A 16,343-nucleotide genomic window follows, 5' to 3' on the forward strand; every position below is an offset into this window, starting at 1 on the left:
AACAAATCCTCAAGATGCCCCAGTCTCTCCTGAGCGTCACAACCGTCTTTCCAGTCCGTCAGGCCGCCTCTCCAGCCCGTCACCACCGCCTCACCAGCGCCGGTGAAGGGGTATTTACGGATTAGGTCCGGGACCTGCAAGACCCATTTTCAAAAAACTTCCATTTTTTTCTCAGATGACGATTTTTCTATTAAATTACATTTAATTAACGACTTCATCATGCAGCTTTCATCCAACCGTACGCCCGTTTCGCCCCGAGAAACTTTCGCAAATGATGCCGCAGCGCGGAATCGCAGTGGGAATCCGCTGTCGGGACATGGGTCGGAGCATTCGCAGCAATACAAAAGGCCGCCCCGATCAATATCGGGGCGGCCTCCATGGGTCAGCGAACCTGCGGCTCAGACCAGGTCGAACCGGTCCGCGTTCATCACCTTGGTCCAGGCGGCGACGAAGTCAGACACGAACTTGCCGTCCGCATCCGCCTGCCCGTAAACCTCGGAAATCGCCCTCAGTTGCGAATTCGAGCCGAACACCAGATCGACGCGCGTGCCAGTCCATTTCACGTCGCCCGTGGCCCGGTCGCGGCCTTCATACACGCCCGGCTGGTCCTCCGCAGGTTTCCACTCGATTCCCATATCCAGCAGGTTGGTGAAGAAATCGGTGCTCAGCGCTCCGACCCGGTCGGTGAACACGCCATGCGTCGATCCGCCGTGGTTTGCACCCAGAACCCGCAGCCCGGCGACCAGAACGGTCATCTCGGGCGCCGACAGGGTCAAAAGCTGGGCCTTGTCCACCAGCAGATCCTCGGGCGAGACGCTGTATTCCTGGCGCTGATAGTTGCGGAACCCGTCGACCATGGGTTCGAGCACCGAGAAGGATTCGACATCCGTCTGCTCCTGCGATGCGTCCGTGCGGCCCGGGGCGAAGGGGACCTCGACCTTGTGCCCGGCGGCAGCGGCGGCCTGTTCGACGGCGGCGGCCCCGCCCAGAACGATCAGATCGGCCAGCGACACTTTCTTGTTTCCGCTTTGCGCCGCGTTGAACGCTGCCTGGATGCCTTCGAGGACCGAGAGCACCTGGGACAGCTTTTCCGGCTCGTTCACGGCCCAGTCCTTCTGCGGGGCCAGCCGGATCCGCGCACCGTTGGCGCCTCCGCGCTTGTCAGAGCCGCGGAAAGTCGAGGCCGACGCCCAAGCGGTCGAGACCAGCTGTGGGATCGACAAGCCGCTGTCCAGAATCCGGGCCTTGAGATCGGCGATATCCTCCGCGTCGATCAGGTCATGATCCACCGGCGGCACGTTGTCCTGCCAGATCAGCTCCTCGTCCGGCGCCTCGGGGCCGATATACCGGATCTTGGGGCCCATGTCGCGGTGGGTCAGCTTGAACCAGGCGCGCGCGAAGGCATCGGCGAATTCTTCGGGGTTCTCGTGGAACCGCTTCGAGATCGGGCCATAGATCGGATCCATCCGCATCGCCATGTCGGCGGTCGACATGAAGATCGGAACCCGCTTCGACGGGTCTTCCGGATCGGGAGCCATGTCCTCGGGCTGGATGTCCTTGGGTGTCCAGACCCAAGCCCCGGCCGGGCTTTTGACCAGTTCCCAATCATATTTGAACAACACGTCGAAATAGCCGTTGTCCCACCGGATCGGGTTCGCGGTCCAGGCACCTTCCAGCCCGCTGGTGATAGTGTCGCGCCCTTTGCCCTTGCCGAAGGTGGACAGCCAGCCGAACCCCATCGCCTCGATCGGGGCGGCTTCGGGCTCGGGGCCCACATGGCTGGGATCGCCCGCGCCGTGCATCTTGCCGAAGGTATGGCCGCCCGCGGTCAGCGCCACCGTTTCCTCGTCGTTCATAGCCATCCGCGCGAAAGTCTCGCGGATGTCACGGCCCGAGGCCACCGGGTCCGGCTTGCCGTCGGGGCCTTCGGGGTTCACATAGATCAGGCCCATCTGCACTGCGGCCAGCGGGTTTTCCAGCTCGCGGTCGCCGGTATAACGGCTGCCTTCGGTATCGCTGGTGGCCAGCCATTCGGCCTCGGGGCCCCAATAGATGTCTTCCTCGGGCGCCCAGATATCCTCGCGGCCGCCGGCAAAGCCGAAGGTCTTGCCGCCCATCGATTCGATGGCGCAGTTGCCGGCCAGAATCATCAGGTCGGCCCAGGAAATCTGGTTGCCGTATTTCTGCTTGATCGGCCACAGCAAGCGGCGCGCCTTGTCCAGGTTGCCGTTGTCGGGCCAGCTGTTGAGCGGCGCGAACCGCTGGGAACCGGTCGAGGACCCGCCCCGACCATCCGCGGTGCGATAGGTTCCGGCGCTGTGCCAGGCCATGCGGATGAACAGTCCGCCGTAGTGGCCATAGTCCGCCGGCCACCAATCCTGCGAATCCGTCATCAGATCATACAGGTCCTGCTTGAGCGCCTGGTAATCCAGCTTCTTGAACGCGTCGGCATAGTTGAAATCGGCGCCCAGAGGATTGCTGACCGGCTGGTGCTGATGCAGGATCGCCAGGTTCAGCTGGTCGGGCCACCAGTCCCGATTCGATCGGGTTCCGGCGCCGTGCATGATGGGGCATTGGCCCGTGTTGGGGGTGTCGCTTCCGTCCATCTCAATCTCCGATCCTGGCTGGTGTCAGTCTGTTTGCGAGGCAACCGTGCGAATGGCACGTCAAAAGGGGCGGACCGCAGTCCGCTGGAATACCCCGAGTCATAGCAAATCCCAGCCATGAGAAAAAATTTTGTTTTCGGATTGATTTGATAGATATTGATTATGGCTCTGCCGGGTTCCTTCAAACCGATCCCCATCCACATGACGCGGCGTTCCCCAACGCCCAGATTGCCTTTTGCGGCCGGTGCTTCAAACTGCGGGCTGTGACGCGCGACACCGCGCGGGCCACAGGGGAGGATCGCCATGCAATTCGACTACGTCATCGTCGGCGGAGGGTCCGCGGGATGTGTGCTGGCCAACCGTCTGAGCGCCAATCCGGGCACGCGGGTCTGCTTGCTCGAGGCGGGCGGGGGCGGAAACGGCATTCTGGTCCGAATGCCCGCCGGGGTGGTCGCAATGCTGCCGGGGCGACCCAGGATCAACAACTGGGCCTTCGAGACGGTGCCGCAACCGGGGCTGGACGGCCGCAAGGGCTATCAGCCGCGCGGCCGGGCCCTGGGCGGATCCAGCGCGATCAACGCGATGCTCTATGTGCGCGGGCAACGGCAGGATTATGACGGCTGGGCCGATCTGGGCTGCGAGGGCTGGGACTGGGGCAGCGTTCTGCCCTATTTCAAACGGTCCGAGAACAACGAACGCGGCGCGGATGACCTGCATGGCGCCGACGGCCCGCTTCAGGTGTCCGATCAGAAAGAAGAACGCCCGATCACGCGCGCCTTCGTCGAGGCCGCCGCCCAGTTGCAGCACAAGGTGACCGACGATTTCAATCGCGGCGACAACGAAGGCGCGGGGCTGTACCAAGTCACCCAGTTCCATGACCCCGCCAAAAACGGCGAGCGGTGCTCGGCCGCCGCGGCCTATCTGTTTCCAGTCATGGACCGGCCGAACCTGACGGTCATCACCGGGGCGCAGGCGCGCGAGATCACCTTTGACGGCCACCGCGCCACGGGCGTGATCTATCGCCAGGGCAGTAAGGGCGCCGACCTCACCGTCACCGCCACGCGCGAGGTTCTGGTTTGCTCGGGCGCGCTGAAATCGCCGCAACTGCTGCAGCTGTCGGGCATCGGCGACCCCGAGGACCTGACGCCGCATGGCATCGCCGTCCGCCACGCGTTGCCAGGCGTGGGCAAGAACCTGCAGGATCACCTGGATTTCATCCTGGCCTACAAGACAAAGGACACAGACAATTTCGGCATCGGCGCCGCCGGTACGGTGGGGCTGATCAAACACCTCATGCGGTGGCGCAAGACCGGGGTGTCGATGGCTGCCACCCCCTTTGCGGAAGGCGCCGCCTTTCTGAAGACCTCTCCCGATCTGGACCGCCCCGACATCCAGCTGCATTTCACCATCGCGCTGGTGGACGACCACGCGCGCAAGCTGCATCTGGGCTATGGGTTCAGCTGCCATATCTGCAAGCTGCGCCCCGAAAGCCGCGGCACCGTCTCGCTGCACAGCGCCGACCCCTTTGCCGCCCCGGCGATCGACCCGGCCTATCTGTCCGACCCGCGCGATCTGGACACAATGATCAAGGGCGCGCGGATGACGCGCGAAATCCTCGAGGCTCCGGCCCTTGCCGAATACCGCCACAAGGAAATGTTCGGCACCGACACCGCCCGGACCGACACGGATTGGGAACGCCATATCCGCGCGCGGGCCGATACGATCTATCACCCCGTGGGCACCTGCAAGATGGGAGTGGACGACATGGCGGTGGTCGATCCACAGCTGCGGGTGCGCGGGATGCAGGGGCTACGGGTGGTCGATGCTTCGGTCATGCCGACGCTGGTTTCAGGCAACACCAACGCGCCCACGATCATGATCGCGGAAAAGGCCGCCGACATGATCCTGGCGGATGTGGCCTGATCAGTCGCCGTTCAACGCCTGATCCGCGTGCAGCGCCTCAAGGCCCACGCGATAGTTGGGGTATTTCAGCTTCACGCCCAGATCGGTCTTGATCCGGTCGTTCCGAACGCGCTTGTTCTCGTTGTAGAAGCTGCGGGCCATCGGCGTCAGGTCGGCCGTATCGAAATCCACCGCAGGCGGCAGCGGCAGCCCCTGAAGCTGCGCGGCATAGCCGATCACGTCCTGCGGCGGCACCGGTTCGTCATCGCAGACATTGTAGATCGCGCCCGGATCGGGACGGAGCATCGACGCCTCGAGCACCTGTGCGATGTCCTCGACATGAATGCGCGAAAACACCTGCCCCGGCTTGATGATCCGCCGCAGCCCGCCTTTCTTCAGCTTGGAGAACGGCCCCCGCCCCGGCCCGTAGATGCCCGCAAGGCGAAAGATGTGCAGCGGCAGGCCGGGAATTGCGGCCCAGTCCTGCTCGGCCTGCAACCGCCAGCGCCCGCGCTCGGCCGTCGGGGTCGCCGGCGTGGACTCATCGACCCAACCGCCCTGGTGGTCGCCATAGACGGCGGTGGTCGACAGGTACCCGACCCAGTCGAACCGCCCGGCGCGGGCGGCGAGCTCATCCCGCAGGGCGGCCAGAACCGGATCTCCCTTGGCCGTGGGCGCGGTCGAAATCAACAGATGCGTGACCCCGTTCAGATCGGGGTCCTCGCCCGGCCAGACCAGCGGTTCGGCCCCGGTGGCGCGGATGGCGTCTTTCTCGGCGGCATCGCGGGTGGTTCCGACGATGCGCCAACCCTTGGGGGCCAGCCAGCGCGACAGCGCGCGGGCGGTATAGCCGTGCCCGAATGAAAAAAGCGTTCCAGTCATGGCCCCTTGTTGATCGCGCCGCGGGCGGGATGCAAGCGCCGGATGGACGCACTTGATTCGAATCTCCGCCTGCGCCTTCATGGTGTGATGAGTGATGACAAACCCAGCCTGCACGCGGCCTATGCGCTGAAAACTCCGGCAGACAACAAACGGCTCTATGCCGAATGGGCGGGAGATTACGATCGCGGATTCGCCGCGCGCGAGGATTACCAGCTGCATATCCAAACCGCCCGCGCCTTTGTCGGCGCCGGGGGACAGGGTCCGGTGCTGGATGTGGGCGCGGGCACCGGCCTGTGCGGCGCGGTTCTGGCCGATCTGGGCGTGGGGCCGATCGACGCCACCGACATCAGCGCCGAGATGCTGGACAAGGCCATGCGCAAGGACATCTACCGCGACGCGATCGAGGCTGACCTGAACGAGGGCATCCCGGTTCCACGTGACAGCTATTCGGGCATCGTGTCGTCGGGCACCTTCACCCACGGCCATCTGGGCCCCGAGGTTCTGCCCGCCCTGCTGCGGGTGGCCCGGCCCGGGGCGCAATTCGGCCTGTCGATCAACGCCAAACACTTCGAGGCGCTGGGATTCGCAACCGCCTTCGACAATCTGCAGGCCGAGGGCCGGATGGAACATCTGACCCTGACCCCGGTCCGCATCTACGGCGACCTCGCCGCAGGCCCCAACAAGGACGACACCGCCTATATCGCGCTGTTCGAAAAGGCCTGAGCGACGTCAGGCCAGTTCGTGTGCCGCTACCTCCCTTTCCAGACCGGGTCGCGTTTCTCGGCAAAGGCGCGGGCGCCTTCCAGATTGTCCTCGGAGCCATAGAGAACATCGACCGTGCGCAGCTGCCGCTTGGTGATGCGGTTCATGATGTCCTGGAACTTGGAATCCTCGGCCTCGCGCACGATCTCCTTGATCGCGGCATAGACCAGCGGCGGGCCGCTGGCCAGCAGGCGAGCCAGCTCCCATGCACGGTCCATCAGCTGGTCGGCCGGGACGATCTCATTCACCAAGCCCCAGCGATGCGCCTCTTCGGCGTCGAACCAGCGGCCGGTCAGCAGCAGTTCCATCGCGATGTGGTAAGGTATGCGCTTGGGCAGCTTGACGCTGGCCGCGTCCGCCACCGTGCCCGAGCGGATTTCCGGCAGGGCAAAGGTGGCGTGATCGGCCGCCAGAATCATGTCGGCACTCAAGGCCAGCTCCAGCCCGCCGCCGCAGGCAATCCCGTTCACGGCGGCAATCACCGGCTTGTTCATGTCCCGCAGCTCTTGCAAGCCGCCGAAACCGCCGACCCCGTAATCCCCATCCACGGCATCGCCCTCAGCCGCGGCCTTCAGGTCCCAGCCGGGGCAAAAGAATTTCTCTCCGCCCCCCGTCAGGATCGCCACCCGCAGGTCGGGATCATCGCGGAAGTCGCGGAACACTTCGCCCATCACCCGGCTGGTGGCCAAGTCGATCGCGTTTGCCTTGGGCCGGTCCAGGGTGACTTCCAGAATGGCGCCGTCGCGTTTGGTCTTCACTGGGTTCATGAGCTTGCCTTTCGGATCAGGGCATCAACCGCCACCGCGCCCGTCGCGGTGCAGATGAGCGGGTTGATTTCAACTTCGCTGACGGTGTCGTCATTGGCAATCACGTAGGACTGCACCGCGTCGATGGCGTCGAGAATCGCATCCAGATCGGCTGTGGGCTTGCCGCGATAGCCCGCCAGCAGCGGGGCACAGGCCAGCTTGCCCAGCGCCGCCCGGGTTGCGTTACGATCCGAGGGCACCAGCAGCGACACGGTATCGCGCAGGATCTCGGTCAGGACGCCCCCGGCGCCGAGGGTCAGCACGAACCCATGCGCCGGATCGCGCGTGACACCGATCAGCAGTTCCGCAACACCGCCGGCCGCCATTTCCTCGACCAGCACGTCGGCGGTGCCCACCCGGCGGGCGGCGTCCGCGATTTCGCTCGCCTCCACGCCCAGCAGAACCGCGCCATGTTCGGATTTGTGCGCCAGGCCAACGCCTTTCACCGCAAAGGGTCCGCTCAGACCGTCCACCGCCTTTTCCGCCCGATCCGCCCGCGCGACGACCGAGCGGGGAACCGGCACGCCGCAAGCGGCCAGTTCGGCCTTGGCCTGGGCCTCGGTCAGAACGGTTGTGGCCGCATTGGCGGCGGGCAGCAAAACCGGCTCCTGCGGTTCGGGATGCGGGCGTGCTGCAGCGCGTGTCGCCGCCAGCGCCTCACGCAGCCCGGCAAAAGGCACGACACCGCCCGCCATCAACCGCTCGGCTACGTCCTCGGGCATCAGTTCCGGCAAGGTCGCAGCCACGGCAAAGGGGCGACCGGTGTCGCGCGCGCAGGTCAACGCCGCACGGGTGGCGCAGTCCCAATCGGTGGCATCGGTGTGAGGGTAGTCAACGATCGAGATCGTCATCGTCACATGCGGCCCCGTCATCGCCGACCACGCCCGTGCCATCGCGTCAGCGTCGCGCCAGATATAGGTGTGGTAGTCCAGTGGATTGGCCAGCGCCACCATCGGCCCCAGCGCCGCGCGCAGGCCCGAAACCTGATCCGCGGTGAGCGGCGGAAATTGCAGGCCGGTTCCTTCGGCCATGTCGGCGGCCAAGCTGGCCTCGCCACCGGAACAGCTGATCGTCGCCACTCCGGTCCCGTCCAGCGGCCCGGTGACATGCAACAGTTTCAGAGTTTCCAAAAACTCGGGCACGGCGTTCAGCCGCGCGATTCCCAGCCGGTCCAGAAACGCCTGCGCCCCGGCATCACCGCCTGCCAGCGATGCCGTGTGCGAGATTGTTGCGGCTTGGGCATGTTCCGACCGACCCACCTTGAGCGCCACGATCGGCACGCCGCGCGCGCGCGCACGGGCGGCCAGCGCCTCCCATTTGCGCAGGTCGCCAAAGCCCTCAATGTGCACACCGATGGCGGTGATCCGGTCATCCTCCAGCAGGGCCATGGCGATTTCGGCCTGGTGGGACTGTGCCTGATTCCCGCAGGTCAGCATGAAAGCCAGCGGCAGCGCCCGGCGCTGCATGGTCATGTTGATGGCGATGTTTGAGCTTTGCGTCAGAATTGCGACGCCCCGCTCCACCGGGCGCATCCCGTGCTGGTCGGGCCAGATCGCCACCCGGTCCAGTCCGTTGACGAAGCCATAGCAGTTGGGGCCGAGGATCGGCATGTCCCCCGCTGCAGCCACAAGCTGCGCCTGCAAGTCCGGCCCGTCCGCATCCTCAGCCAGCGCCTCGGTAAAGCCCGAGGCGAAACACACAGCCCCGCCTGCGCCAATGCGGGACAGAACCTCGACCGCCTCGATGGTCGCGCGGCGGTTGATGCCGACAAAGGCCGCGTCGGGCGCTTGGGGCAGGTCTTCGATCGTGGCAAAGACGCGCTCGCCCGCCACCTCGTCGGCCTTGGGATGCACCGGCCAGACCGGACCGGTGAACCCCAGTTTCCGCACCTGCCGGATGACCTCGGCACACCAAGCGCCCCCGCCGATCACCGCCAGCGAACGAAACCCCAGCATCCGCCTCAGCGCGGCGAGTTTTCCCGGCGTGAGCACATCCGCCGCGCCGCTCAGGCCCGGCGTCATGTTCACGCTCCCAACGCGCGCAGCAGGTCGCGGCTGATGATGTGGCGCTGGATCTCGCTGGTACCGTCCCAGATCCTCTCCACCCGGGCATCGCGCCAGAACCGTTCCAGCGGATAGTCATCCATCAGACCCATCCCGCCATGCACCTGGATCGCCGCATCGGTCACCCGCGCCAGCATCTCCGAGGAAAAAAGCTTGGCCGAGGCGATCTCGCGGTTGGCGGGCAGGCCCTTGTCCAGCCGGTCGGCAGCGGCCAGGGTCAGCAGGTCGGCGGCGTCGATCTCGGTGATCATGTCGGCGATCTGAAAGCTGACGCCCTGGAACTTGCCGATCTTCTGGCCGAACTGTTCGCGCGTGGCGGCATAGTCCAGCGCATAGTCGAAGGCCCGCCGCGCGCGACCCACGCACATGGCGGCCACGGTGATGCGGGTGGCGTAAAGCCAGGTGTTCATCACCTCGAACCCGCCATCGACCTCGCCCAGCACCTGCGCGTCGGGCAGGCGGCAGTCGTCGAACTCCAGCACCATGTTCTTGTAGCCGCGATGGCTGACCGATTTGTAGCCGTCGCGGATGGTGAACCCCGGCGTGCCGCGATCGACCAGGAAGGCGGTGATGCGCTTCTTGGGGCCTTTCGGCGTCTGATCCTCGCCCGTGGCGATGAAGACGATGATGAAATCGGCATGTTCCGCGCCCGAGATGAAATGCTTGGTGCCGTTCACCACCCAATCGCCGCCATCACGAACGGCGGAACACTTCATGCCCCGCACATCCGAACCCGCGCCCGGTTCGGTCATCGCCAGCGCATCCATCTTCTCGCCGCGCACGGCGGGCATCAGATAGCGTTCGACCTGATCGCCCTGACAGGCCATCAGGATGTTCTGCGGCCGCCCGAAGAAATGGTTCAGCGCCATCGACCCACGGCCCAGTTCCCGTTCGACCAGCGCGAATTCCAGGTGGTTCAACCCGGCGCAACCCACGCTTTCGGGGAAGTTGCAGGCGTAGAAGCCGAGTTCGATCGTTTTGCGCTTGATCTCGTCGGCGATCTCTTTCGGCACCTCTCCGGTGCGCTCGACCAGCTCTTCGTGGGGATAGATCTCTTTTTCCACAAAGATGCGGACGGTCGAGACGATCATTTCCTGTTCTTCGGACAGCCCGAATTGCATGGTGGTTCTCCAAGTGCAGATGTTGCGAACAGCCTGACCCGTCTTGCGCGCGTTTTCATGCAGTAATAGACATTCAATATGCAGAAATGGACTAAATCGACCTCTGCGATGCAGCATTTCGGCGTGTTGCTGTTCGACGGGTTTTCGAACCACTGTTTGGCCAACACAGTCGAGCCGCTGCGCGCGGCCAACACGCTGTCGGGGCGCACGCTCTACAGGTGGCAGTTTCTGTCGTTGAACGCGGGGCCGGTGACCTCATCCTCGGGGCTTCAGGTGTCGCCGCATGACAGGCTCGGCAACGTGTCCGGCGACCTGCTGGCGGTCATGCCATCCTATGGCTTTCGCGATCACGGCGGCTGGCGCATGCAGGCCAGCCTGCGCGCCGCCGCGCAACGGTTCCGCATCATGGCCGGAATGGACACGGGCAGCTGGCTGCTGGCCGAGGCCGGCTTGCTGGACGGGCATCGCGCGACCATCCACTGGGAGGAGTTGACGGGGTTCTCGGAACGCTTCCCCGAGGTGGAAACCTACCGCGAACGCTATGTCATCGACGGAGACCGCATCACCTGCTCGGGCGCGATGGCGGCGTTTGACCTGGTGATGCACCTGATCGGGCGGGATCACGGTCAGGCACTGGCGCTGGAAGTGGCGCAGCTGTTCATGACCCGCGATTCCGCCCGTTCACATATGGGCGGGGCCGGGTCGGCCAGCGCCTTCGTCAACAAAGCGTTGGCGCTGATGCAGGAACATCTGGAAACGCCCCTGCCCATCCCCGAGGTCGCACGGCGCGTCGGCCGCTCGCAAAAGGCGCTGGAATCGCGGATGCGGGCCGATCTGGGGGCCAGCCCCGCGCAGGTCTATCGCCGCCTGCGCCTGAACCTGGCCCGCAAGCTGGTATCCGAGACCGATCTGCCCATCGGCGAGATCGCCCTGCGCGCGGGCTATGACGACCCCAGCGCGATGACCCGCGCTTTCCGCGCCGAGTTCGGCACCTCGCCGCGCGCGATCCGGGCGGCCTCGTAACGCGGTCAGCCGCGCCCGCGATAGGTGGGAACGCCCTGATCGGGGATCCACACGCCCGGCAGCTCCGGCCCGGTCTGATAGAACACGTCGATCGGGATACCGCCGCGCGGATACCAATAGGCGCCGACACGCAGCCATTTCGGCTCCAGCACCTCTTCCAGCCGCTTGCCGATCGTGACACTGCAATCTTCGTGGAACGCGCCATGGTTGCGGAACGAACCCAGGAACAGCTTGAGCGACTTGCTTTCCACCAGCCAGTCACCCGGCACATAGTCGATCACGATATGCGCGAAATCCGGCTGCGCCGTCAGCGGGCAGAGCGAGGTGAACTCCGGCGCGGTGAAGCGCACGGCATAATCGGTGCCGGCCTGCGGGTTCGGCACCCGCTCCAGCACCGCCTCTTCGGGCGAGTTCGGCAGGTCGGTCTTGCTGCCCAGTTGGGTCAGGTTTGCGTAGATGTCTTGGTTTGCCATTGTTAGAGCCTCATACGCCGCGCTTGTTGCCCCAGATCAGGACATGCAGCTGCGGCAGGATGGTGGGGGTGAACCAGCGGTCGCCGAGGGTCTTGTCGATCAGCCATTCATAGCGGGACATGATCCCGTCCATGTCGATCTCGGCATCCTCGGCGTCGGGTGGCGGCGGGGTGTGGTTGCCCGGTTGCAGATAAAGCGGCAGCGCTGGAAACCGCTCGGCCGCGGCGCGGGCCCAGCGGTAATCCTCATCATCGAAGACCACGATCTTCATGACGGTGGGCGCGCCCTCAGCCCGGGCGATGCAGTCCTCGAACCGCGCCCAGTCGACGGTTTCGCCGGACGAGGGCGGTTTCGGGCTGAGGATCAGGGTGGACAATTCGCGGAACCAGTCCTGCGCCACCGAGCCCTGGGTTTCCATCACGAAGTCATAACCCTTGGATTTGCCCAGCGCGATCAGCGGGCCGAAATCCTGAATGGCCGGGTTGCCGCCCGACAGCGACACGGTCAGGGGTGTGCCGCCGGACAGGGCTTCGACCTGCGCCCAGATCTGTTCGGGGGTCATCGGCGTCCAGTCATGGCGATAGGCGCTGTCCACCGCATGCAGACTGTCGCACCAGCTGCAGCGGTAATCGCAGCCACCCGCCCGCACGAAGACGGTCGGCAACCCGATCACGGCGCCTTCGCCCTGGATCGTGGGGCCGAAGATCTCGGCGATGCGCAGCGGTTTCACGGCCGATACTCCGCCCAGGTCTTGGGCGTCTCGCTGACCCGCACCGCGCTGGTCTGCGCCCAGCGCGCCTTGCAGAAGTCATAGATCTCTTTCGCCAACCACTCCGAGGTAACCATGTCATGCCCGAACACATCGTTCAGGTGCCGGTGATCCAGTTCCTCGTCGATATAGGTCTTGAGCGGCTTCAGATCGCGGTAGTCCACCACGAAACCATTTTCATCCAGCTCCTCGGCGGCCAGTTCCACCTCGACGATGTAATTGTGGCCGTGCAGACGGGCACAGGGGTGGTCGTCGGGCAGGTGGCACAGTTGGTGCGAGGCCGAGAAGTGGAATTCCTTGGTGATACGGAACATCAGTGCCCCTCCACCGCGGCTTTCCAGAACTCGGGATCGGCATAGACGGTCGGGTCTTCGACACCGGCGATGTGAAACGCCTCGCGCCGTTCGACACAGGTTCCACAACGGCCGCAATGGGTCTCGCCGCCCTTGTAGCAGGACCAGGTGTCGGCAAACGGCGTGCCGTGCTTTGCGCCCTCGGTCACGATGGCCGATTTCGGGATGTGAACGAAGGGCGTATAGAGCCTGACATTGGCATATCCGTCCAACGCCTTGGTCTGCATGACCTCGAAGGCTTCGGTGAATTCCGGCCGGCAGTCGGGGTAGATGAAGTGATCCCCGCCATGCACCGCCGTCGCCACGGCATCCGCCTGCTTGGCGGCGGCCACGCCAAAGGCGATGGCCAGCATGATGGCGTTGCGGTTCGGGACCACGGTGACCTTCATGTTCTCTTCGGCATAGTGCCCGTCGGGCACGTCGACGTCATCGGTCAGGGCCGAGCCCGACAGATGCTTGCCGATATGGCTCATGTCGATCAAGTCATGCGGCACGCCCAGCCGCTCCGCGCAGCGGGCGGCAAACTCGACTTCCTTGCGGTGACGCTGACCGTAGTCGAAAGAGATCAGGCGGATCAGTTCGTTTTCGGCGGCAACCTTGTGCGCCAGAGAAACCGAATCCAGTCCGCCCGAGCAGATGACGATTGTCTTCACTTTTCAGATCCTTGTTTTGTAAGCCGGGTAGGCTGCGACCGGCGCCCGGTTCATCCGGACCAGCGGCGTCTATCAGACCCCGCGCGGAAAGGTAAAGACCCTTCAAAACGGAAAGCCGCCCATCGGCGGCTTGTCCAGACGGTGTCACACCTTGAGTTTCGGCTGGTGCCCTTCAGCCGAACCGCCTTTTCTTGTAGGCGCGGGTGCGTTCCGTCGCCTCGGCCGAGCCGTCGTGATAGGTGCCGAACCACCGGTCGAAGGGAATCTCGGAAGTGCCATAGTTGCACTCGAAATACCGGTGGTGCAACTGGTGAAAAAAATCCCCCGCGCGCGCCGCTTCGGTTTTCCCCGCTTTCAGCTTCTCGAACCCCGAATGGGACAGGATCGGGCTGACCTGCTGGAAATAGACGTGAAACAGCAGATGCAGCGGGTGGGACGGCACTATCAGGTGGATGAAATAGGTCGTGAAATACAGCAGGTTCTCGTACCAGTGGTTCGAGATGCCCGACCACGGACCAACATTGACGTTCCGGTGATGCACGGCATGCACATGCTTGAACAGTTTCGGGTGATGCTCCAGCCGGTGTACCCAATAGAAATGCAGCCCGGACCACATCGGGATGAACAGCATCCAGACCACGCACCAGACCGGCGCCTGTTCCCATGAGACGGTTGGCACCCAACCGTTGGCCATCGCCCAGTAGATGCCCCATTGATAGACGGTCGCCACCGTCATGGCGCTGCCCAGCGTCCACCAGATGTTGTCCCAGACCTGGTTGTTGAAGGTGAAGATGCCGTTGTTGCGCGTCAGGTCGCGGCGATCGAACTTTTTGTACATACCCTGGCCCTTGCGCATGTAGAGCCACCAATGCAGCCCACCCGCAACAAGGATCTGAGGCACCATGTTCAGCAGCCAGATGCGGAACATCCAACCAGGTGCGAAGCTTTGCATCGCCTCGAGCGGCGGCAGAAAAAGCACATAAGCTGTCAGCGCCAACACCATGCACAGGGTCAGCGCAGTGATCTGCAACCACGCACCGCTGTACCATTTCACTACCGCCATCGGTCTGGGCGGCCAGCTGAACAAAGGGTTCAACGCCACTGGATCAGATGGCCGATAGTGCCAGCGGGCAGCTTCGGGATCATGCGAGGCATCGGTCATGGCAAAACCCTCTAAGTGGCGTAATCCGAGCCTTCGGCATCCAGAACGGCCTTGATCTCGCGCAGATGGGCCTCGGCCTGCCCCGGATAGTTATCCAGCTCCTGCGCGGTCTTTTCGGCGATCTCGTCCGAAAGCAGCCGCAACGGCCGGCCCGTCTGAAGGGCGCGAATATAGGTCTCGGCGGCGCGCTCGAAATAATAGAGTCTATTGAAGGCATCTGCCGCGTCGCTGCCGATCACAAGCACACCGTGGTTGCCCATGATCATGACTTTCTTTTTCGGGTTCTGCAGCATTGCGGCGCAACGCTCACCCTCGCTTTCAAAGGCCAAACCGCCAAATTCGTCATCAATGACATAGCGGTTGTGAAAGGTCGCGGTGTTCTGGTCGATCGGCGGCAGGGTGCTGTCGGCCAAGGAGGCCAGGACGGTGGCAAAGATCGAATGCACATGCATCACGCAACGCGCATGCGGACACCTGCGGTGAATCGAGCCATGCAGCCCCCATGCGGTGGGGTCCGGTGCGCCGGGCTTGCTCATCGTGTCGGGATCGTTGGCATCCAGCAGCAGAAGGTCCGAGGCACGGATGCGCGCGAAATGCATCAGGTTCGGGTTCATCAGGAACTGCGTGCCACCCTCGTTCACGGCAAGGCTGAAATGGTTGGCGACCCCTTCATGCATGTTCAACCTTTCGGTCCAACGGAAGGCCGCCGCCATGTCCACGCGCTCCTGCCAATGGTCGATATTCGGCTTCAGATTGGTGACGCTCATCCGGAGGCTCCGTTCGGCTTGGGCAGAGGGCTGATACAAACCGTGCCGGGCCGGGGCGCAATTGACCAACGAAAAAATTGGCGTTTTGGCATTAGCTGAGCTTATGATTGGATTATGAAACCTCGGAACCCTCTTCCCCCGCTTGGCTGGCTGCGGACCTTTGAGGCCGCGGCCCGCCACCTGTCCTTCACCGGCGCGGCGAGCGATCTGAACATGACGCAAAGCGCCGTCAGCCAGCAGATCAAGTCACTCGAGGGTTATCTGGGCCAGCCCCTGTTTCACCGTCGCCCCCGCGCATTGGAACTGACCGAGGCCGGGAGCACCTATCTGCCCGTGGTGCGCGAAGCGTTCCGGACGCTGGTACGCGGCACCCAGGCCGTGACCGGGCAACAGGAAAATACCGTTCAGGTGCAGTGCAACATCACCTTTTCGGTGAACTGGCTGGCCCCCCGCCTGCCCGCGTTCCGCGCGCTGCACCCCGATGTTCACCTGAACATCTTCACCGAATTGTGGGAGCCGCGCGAGATGGCCGAAGGCGCGGCGGTGGAAATCCGCTATTCCCTGCGCCCGGCCGACACGGTCCGCACTGAGCTTTTGCGCAGCGATCACTACTACCCCGTCTGTGCCCCCGACTATCCGGTCACGCTGGAAAACCTTCAGCAGCAACCGCTGTACGACTGTTCGAACCTTCTGTCGAACTGGGTCAGCTGGGCCGAAGATCAGGGTCTAAACTGGGCAAATCCGCCGATTACTTACGCCACGACCTATATGGTCGGCCTGTCCGTCGCGATGGCCGGAGGCGGGCTGTGCCTGGCCCATGATACCATCGCAAAGCGCCTTCTGGACGAAGGCCGTCTGATCGCGCCGTTCGAGCATCGCGCGCCGATGCCCGAAGCCTATTACCTGCTGCTGTCGCCCCAGGCCGAGGAGACGCCGGGTGCCGTGGCCTTTGCCGAGTGGATCAGGGCGGAAATCGCGGCCGAGCAACACCGCGCCTAACC

General features: G+C 64.0%; 15 protein-coding genes. 4 read left to right on the forward strand and 11 right to left on the reverse strand.

Annotation, left to right across the window (positions count from 1 at the left end; genetic code table 11):
- Positions 1-398 precede the first annotated feature (398 nt).
- Positions 399-2,606 carry a catalase/peroxidase HPI gene (katG, locus tag AC2FMM_RS16690; RefSeq protein WP_496797170.1) on the reverse strand — a complete coding sequence of 736 codons (2,208 nt, stop codon included), beginning with the start codon at positions 2,604-2,606 and terminating at the stop codon, positions 399-401.
- A gap of 303 nt (positions 2,607-2,909) precedes the next feature.
- Here katG and AC2FMM_RS16695 point away from each other — a divergent pair, with 303 nt between their 5' ends.
- Positions 2,910-4,529 carry a GMC family oxidoreductase gene (locus AC2FMM_RS16695; RefSeq protein ID WP_496797171.1) on the forward strand — a complete coding sequence of 540 codons (1,620 nt, stop codon included), beginning with the start codon at positions 2,910-2,912 and terminating at the stop codon, positions 4,527-4,529.
- Here the strand turns inward: AC2FMM_RS16695 and AC2FMM_RS16700 are convergent, their stop codons facing one another.
- Positions 4,530-5,390 (reverse strand): SDR family oxidoreductase, encoded by an 861-nt coding sequence (locus AC2FMM_RS16700; protein WP_496797172.1) that lies wholly within the window; start codon positions 5,388-5,390, stop codon positions 4,530-4,532.
- An 87-nt stretch (positions 5,391-5,477) separates the two neighbouring features.
- Between AC2FMM_RS16700 and AC2FMM_RS16705 the strand changes: the two genes are divergently transcribed.
- Positions 5,478-6,113, forward strand: a complete 636-nt coding sequence (locus AC2FMM_RS16705) for a class I SAM-dependent DNA methyltransferase (RefSeq protein ID WP_496797173.1) — start codon at positions 5,478-5,480, stop codon at positions 6,111-6,113.
- Between the two features lie 26 nt (positions 6,114-6,139).
- On the opposite strand, the gene AC2FMM_RS16710 is transcribed toward AC2FMM_RS16705, so the two are convergent.
- The 3 genes from AC2FMM_RS16710 to AC2FMM_RS16720 are packed head-to-tail and all read right to left on the reverse strand — an operon-like array spanning position 6,140 to position 10,142.
- A complete protein-coding gene (locus AC2FMM_RS16710; protein ID WP_496742971.1) occupies positions 6,140-6,919 on the reverse strand; it encodes a carnitinyl-CoA dehydratase in 780 nt (259 codons plus the stop codon).
- Positions 6,916-8,979 (reverse strand): acetate--CoA ligase family protein, encoded by a 2,064-nt coding sequence (locus AC2FMM_RS16715; RefSeq protein WP_496797174.1) that lies wholly within the window; start codon positions 8,977-8,979, stop codon positions 6,916-6,918. Before AC2FMM_RS16715 ends, AC2FMM_RS16710 begins: the two co-directional genes overlap by 4 nt.
- Before the next feature lie 2 nt (positions 8,980-8,981).
- Positions 8,982-10,142: an acyl-CoA dehydrogenase family protein gene (locus AC2FMM_RS16720; RefSeq protein WP_496797175.1), complete on the reverse strand. Its 1,161-nt coding sequence runs from the start codon at positions 10,140-10,142 to the stop codon at positions 8,982-8,984.
- A gap of 78 nt (positions 10,143-10,220) precedes the next feature.
- On the opposite strand from AC2FMM_RS16720, the gene AC2FMM_RS16725 reads away from it, so the two are divergent.
- Positions 10,221-11,165 carry a GlxA family transcriptional regulator gene (locus AC2FMM_RS16725; protein ID WP_496712454.1) on the forward strand — a complete coding sequence of 315 codons (945 nt, stop codon included), beginning with the start codon at positions 10,221-10,223 and terminating at the stop codon, positions 11,163-11,165.
- A gap of 5 nt (positions 11,166-11,170) precedes the next feature.
- Here the strand turns inward: AC2FMM_RS16725 and queF are convergent, their stop codons facing one another.
- From queF to AC2FMM_RS16755, 6 genes are all read right to left on the reverse strand, one after another.
- Complete coding sequence (queF, locus tag AC2FMM_RS16730) at positions 11,171-11,638, reverse strand: preQ(1) synthase (protein WP_068347314.1); 468 nt, start codon at positions 11,636-11,638, stop codon at positions 11,171-11,173.
- A 10-nt stretch (positions 11,639-11,648) separates the two neighbouring features.
- Positions 11,649-12,368 (reverse strand): 7-carboxy-7-deazaguanine synthase QueE, encoded by a 720-nt coding sequence (gene queE / locus AC2FMM_RS16735; protein ID WP_496797176.1) that lies wholly within the window; start codon positions 12,366-12,368, stop codon positions 11,649-11,651.
- Complete coding sequence (gene queD / locus AC2FMM_RS16740) at positions 12,365-12,721, reverse strand: 6-carboxytetrahydropterin synthase QueD (RefSeq protein WP_496797177.1); 357 nt, start codon at positions 12,719-12,721, stop codon at positions 12,365-12,367. Before queD ends, queE begins: the two co-directional genes overlap by 4 nt.
- Positions 12,721-13,413: a 7-cyano-7-deazaguanine synthase QueC gene (queC, locus tag AC2FMM_RS16745; protein ID WP_496797178.1), complete on the reverse strand. Its 693-nt coding sequence runs from the start codon at positions 13,411-13,413 to the stop codon at positions 12,721-12,723. Before queC ends, queD begins: the two co-directional genes overlap by 1 nt.
- A gap of 172 nt (positions 13,414-13,585) precedes the next feature.
- Positions 13,586-14,575 carry a sterol desaturase family protein gene (locus tag AC2FMM_RS16750; RefSeq protein WP_496797179.1) on the reverse strand — a complete coding sequence of 330 codons (990 nt, stop codon included), beginning with the start codon at positions 14,573-14,575 and terminating at the stop codon, positions 13,586-13,588.
- Positions 14,576-14,586: 11 nt separating this feature from the next.
- Positions 14,587-15,342, reverse strand: a complete 756-nt coding sequence (locus AC2FMM_RS16755) for a class II aldolase and adducin N-terminal domain-containing protein (RefSeq protein WP_496797180.1) — start codon at positions 15,340-15,342, stop codon at positions 14,587-14,589.
- A 114-nt stretch (positions 15,343-15,456) separates the two neighbouring features.
- Between AC2FMM_RS16755 and AC2FMM_RS16760 the strand changes: the two genes are divergently transcribed.
- Positions 15,457-16,341, forward strand: a complete 885-nt coding sequence (locus tag AC2FMM_RS16760) for a LysR substrate-binding domain-containing protein (protein WP_496797181.1) — start codon at positions 15,457-15,459, stop codon at positions 16,339-16,341.
- Positions 16,342-16,343 lie beyond the last annotated feature (2 nt).

It is taken from the genome of Ruegeria sp. BHSC043 (genome assembly GCF_059612985.1).

Bases quoted from the DNA above. Each gene is read 5' to 3' on its own strand.
- queF (WP_068347314.1), bottom strand. From the start codon at position 11,638: ATGGCAAACCAAGACATCTACGCAAACCTGACCCAACTGGGCAGCAAG.
- AC2FMM_RS16755 (WP_496797180.1), bottom strand. From the start codon at position 15,342: ATGAGCGTCACCAATCTGAAGCCGAATATCGACCATTGGCAGGAGCGC.
- AC2FMM_RS16695 (WP_496797171.1), top strand. From the start codon at position 2,910: ATGCAATTCGACTACGTCATCGTCGGCGGAGGGTCCGCGGGATGTGTG.
- AC2FMM_RS16760 (WP_496797181.1), top strand. From the start codon at position 15,457: ATGAAACCTCGGAACCCTCTTCCCCCGCTTGGCTGGCTGCGGACCTTT.
- katG (WP_496797170.1), bottom strand. From the start codon at position 2,606: ATGGACGGAAGCGACACCCCCAACACGGGCCAATGCCCCATCATGCAC.
- AC2FMM_RS16715 (WP_496797174.1), bottom strand. From the start codon at position 8,979: ATGACGCCGGGCCTGAGCGGCGCGGCGGATGTGCTCACGCCGGGAAAA.
- AC2FMM_RS16700 (WP_496797172.1), bottom strand. From the start codon at position 5,390: ATGACTGGAACGCTTTTTTCATTCGGGCACGGCTATACCGCCCGCGCG.
- AC2FMM_RS16725 (WP_496712454.1), top strand. From the start codon at position 10,221: ATGCAGAAATGGACTAAATCGACCTCTGCGATGCAGCATTTCGGCGTG.
- AC2FMM_RS16705 (WP_496797173.1), top strand. From the start codon at position 5,478: ATGAGTGATGACAAACCCAGCCTGCACGCGGCCTATGCGCTGAAAACT.
- AC2FMM_RS16720 (WP_496797175.1), bottom strand. From the start codon at position 10,142: ATGCAATTCGGGCTGTCCGAAGAACAGGAAATGATCGTCTCGACCGTC.
- queD (WP_496797177.1), bottom strand. From the start codon at position 12,721: ATGTTCCGTATCACCAAGGAATTCCACTTCTCGGCCTCGCACCAACTG.
- AC2FMM_RS16710 (WP_496742971.1), bottom strand. From the start codon at position 6,919: ATGAACCCAGTGAAGACCAAACGCGACGGCGCCATTCTGGAAGTCACC.
- AC2FMM_RS16750 (WP_496797179.1), bottom strand. From the start codon at position 14,575: ATGACCGATGCCTCGCATGATCCCGAAGCTGCCCGCTGGCACTATCGG.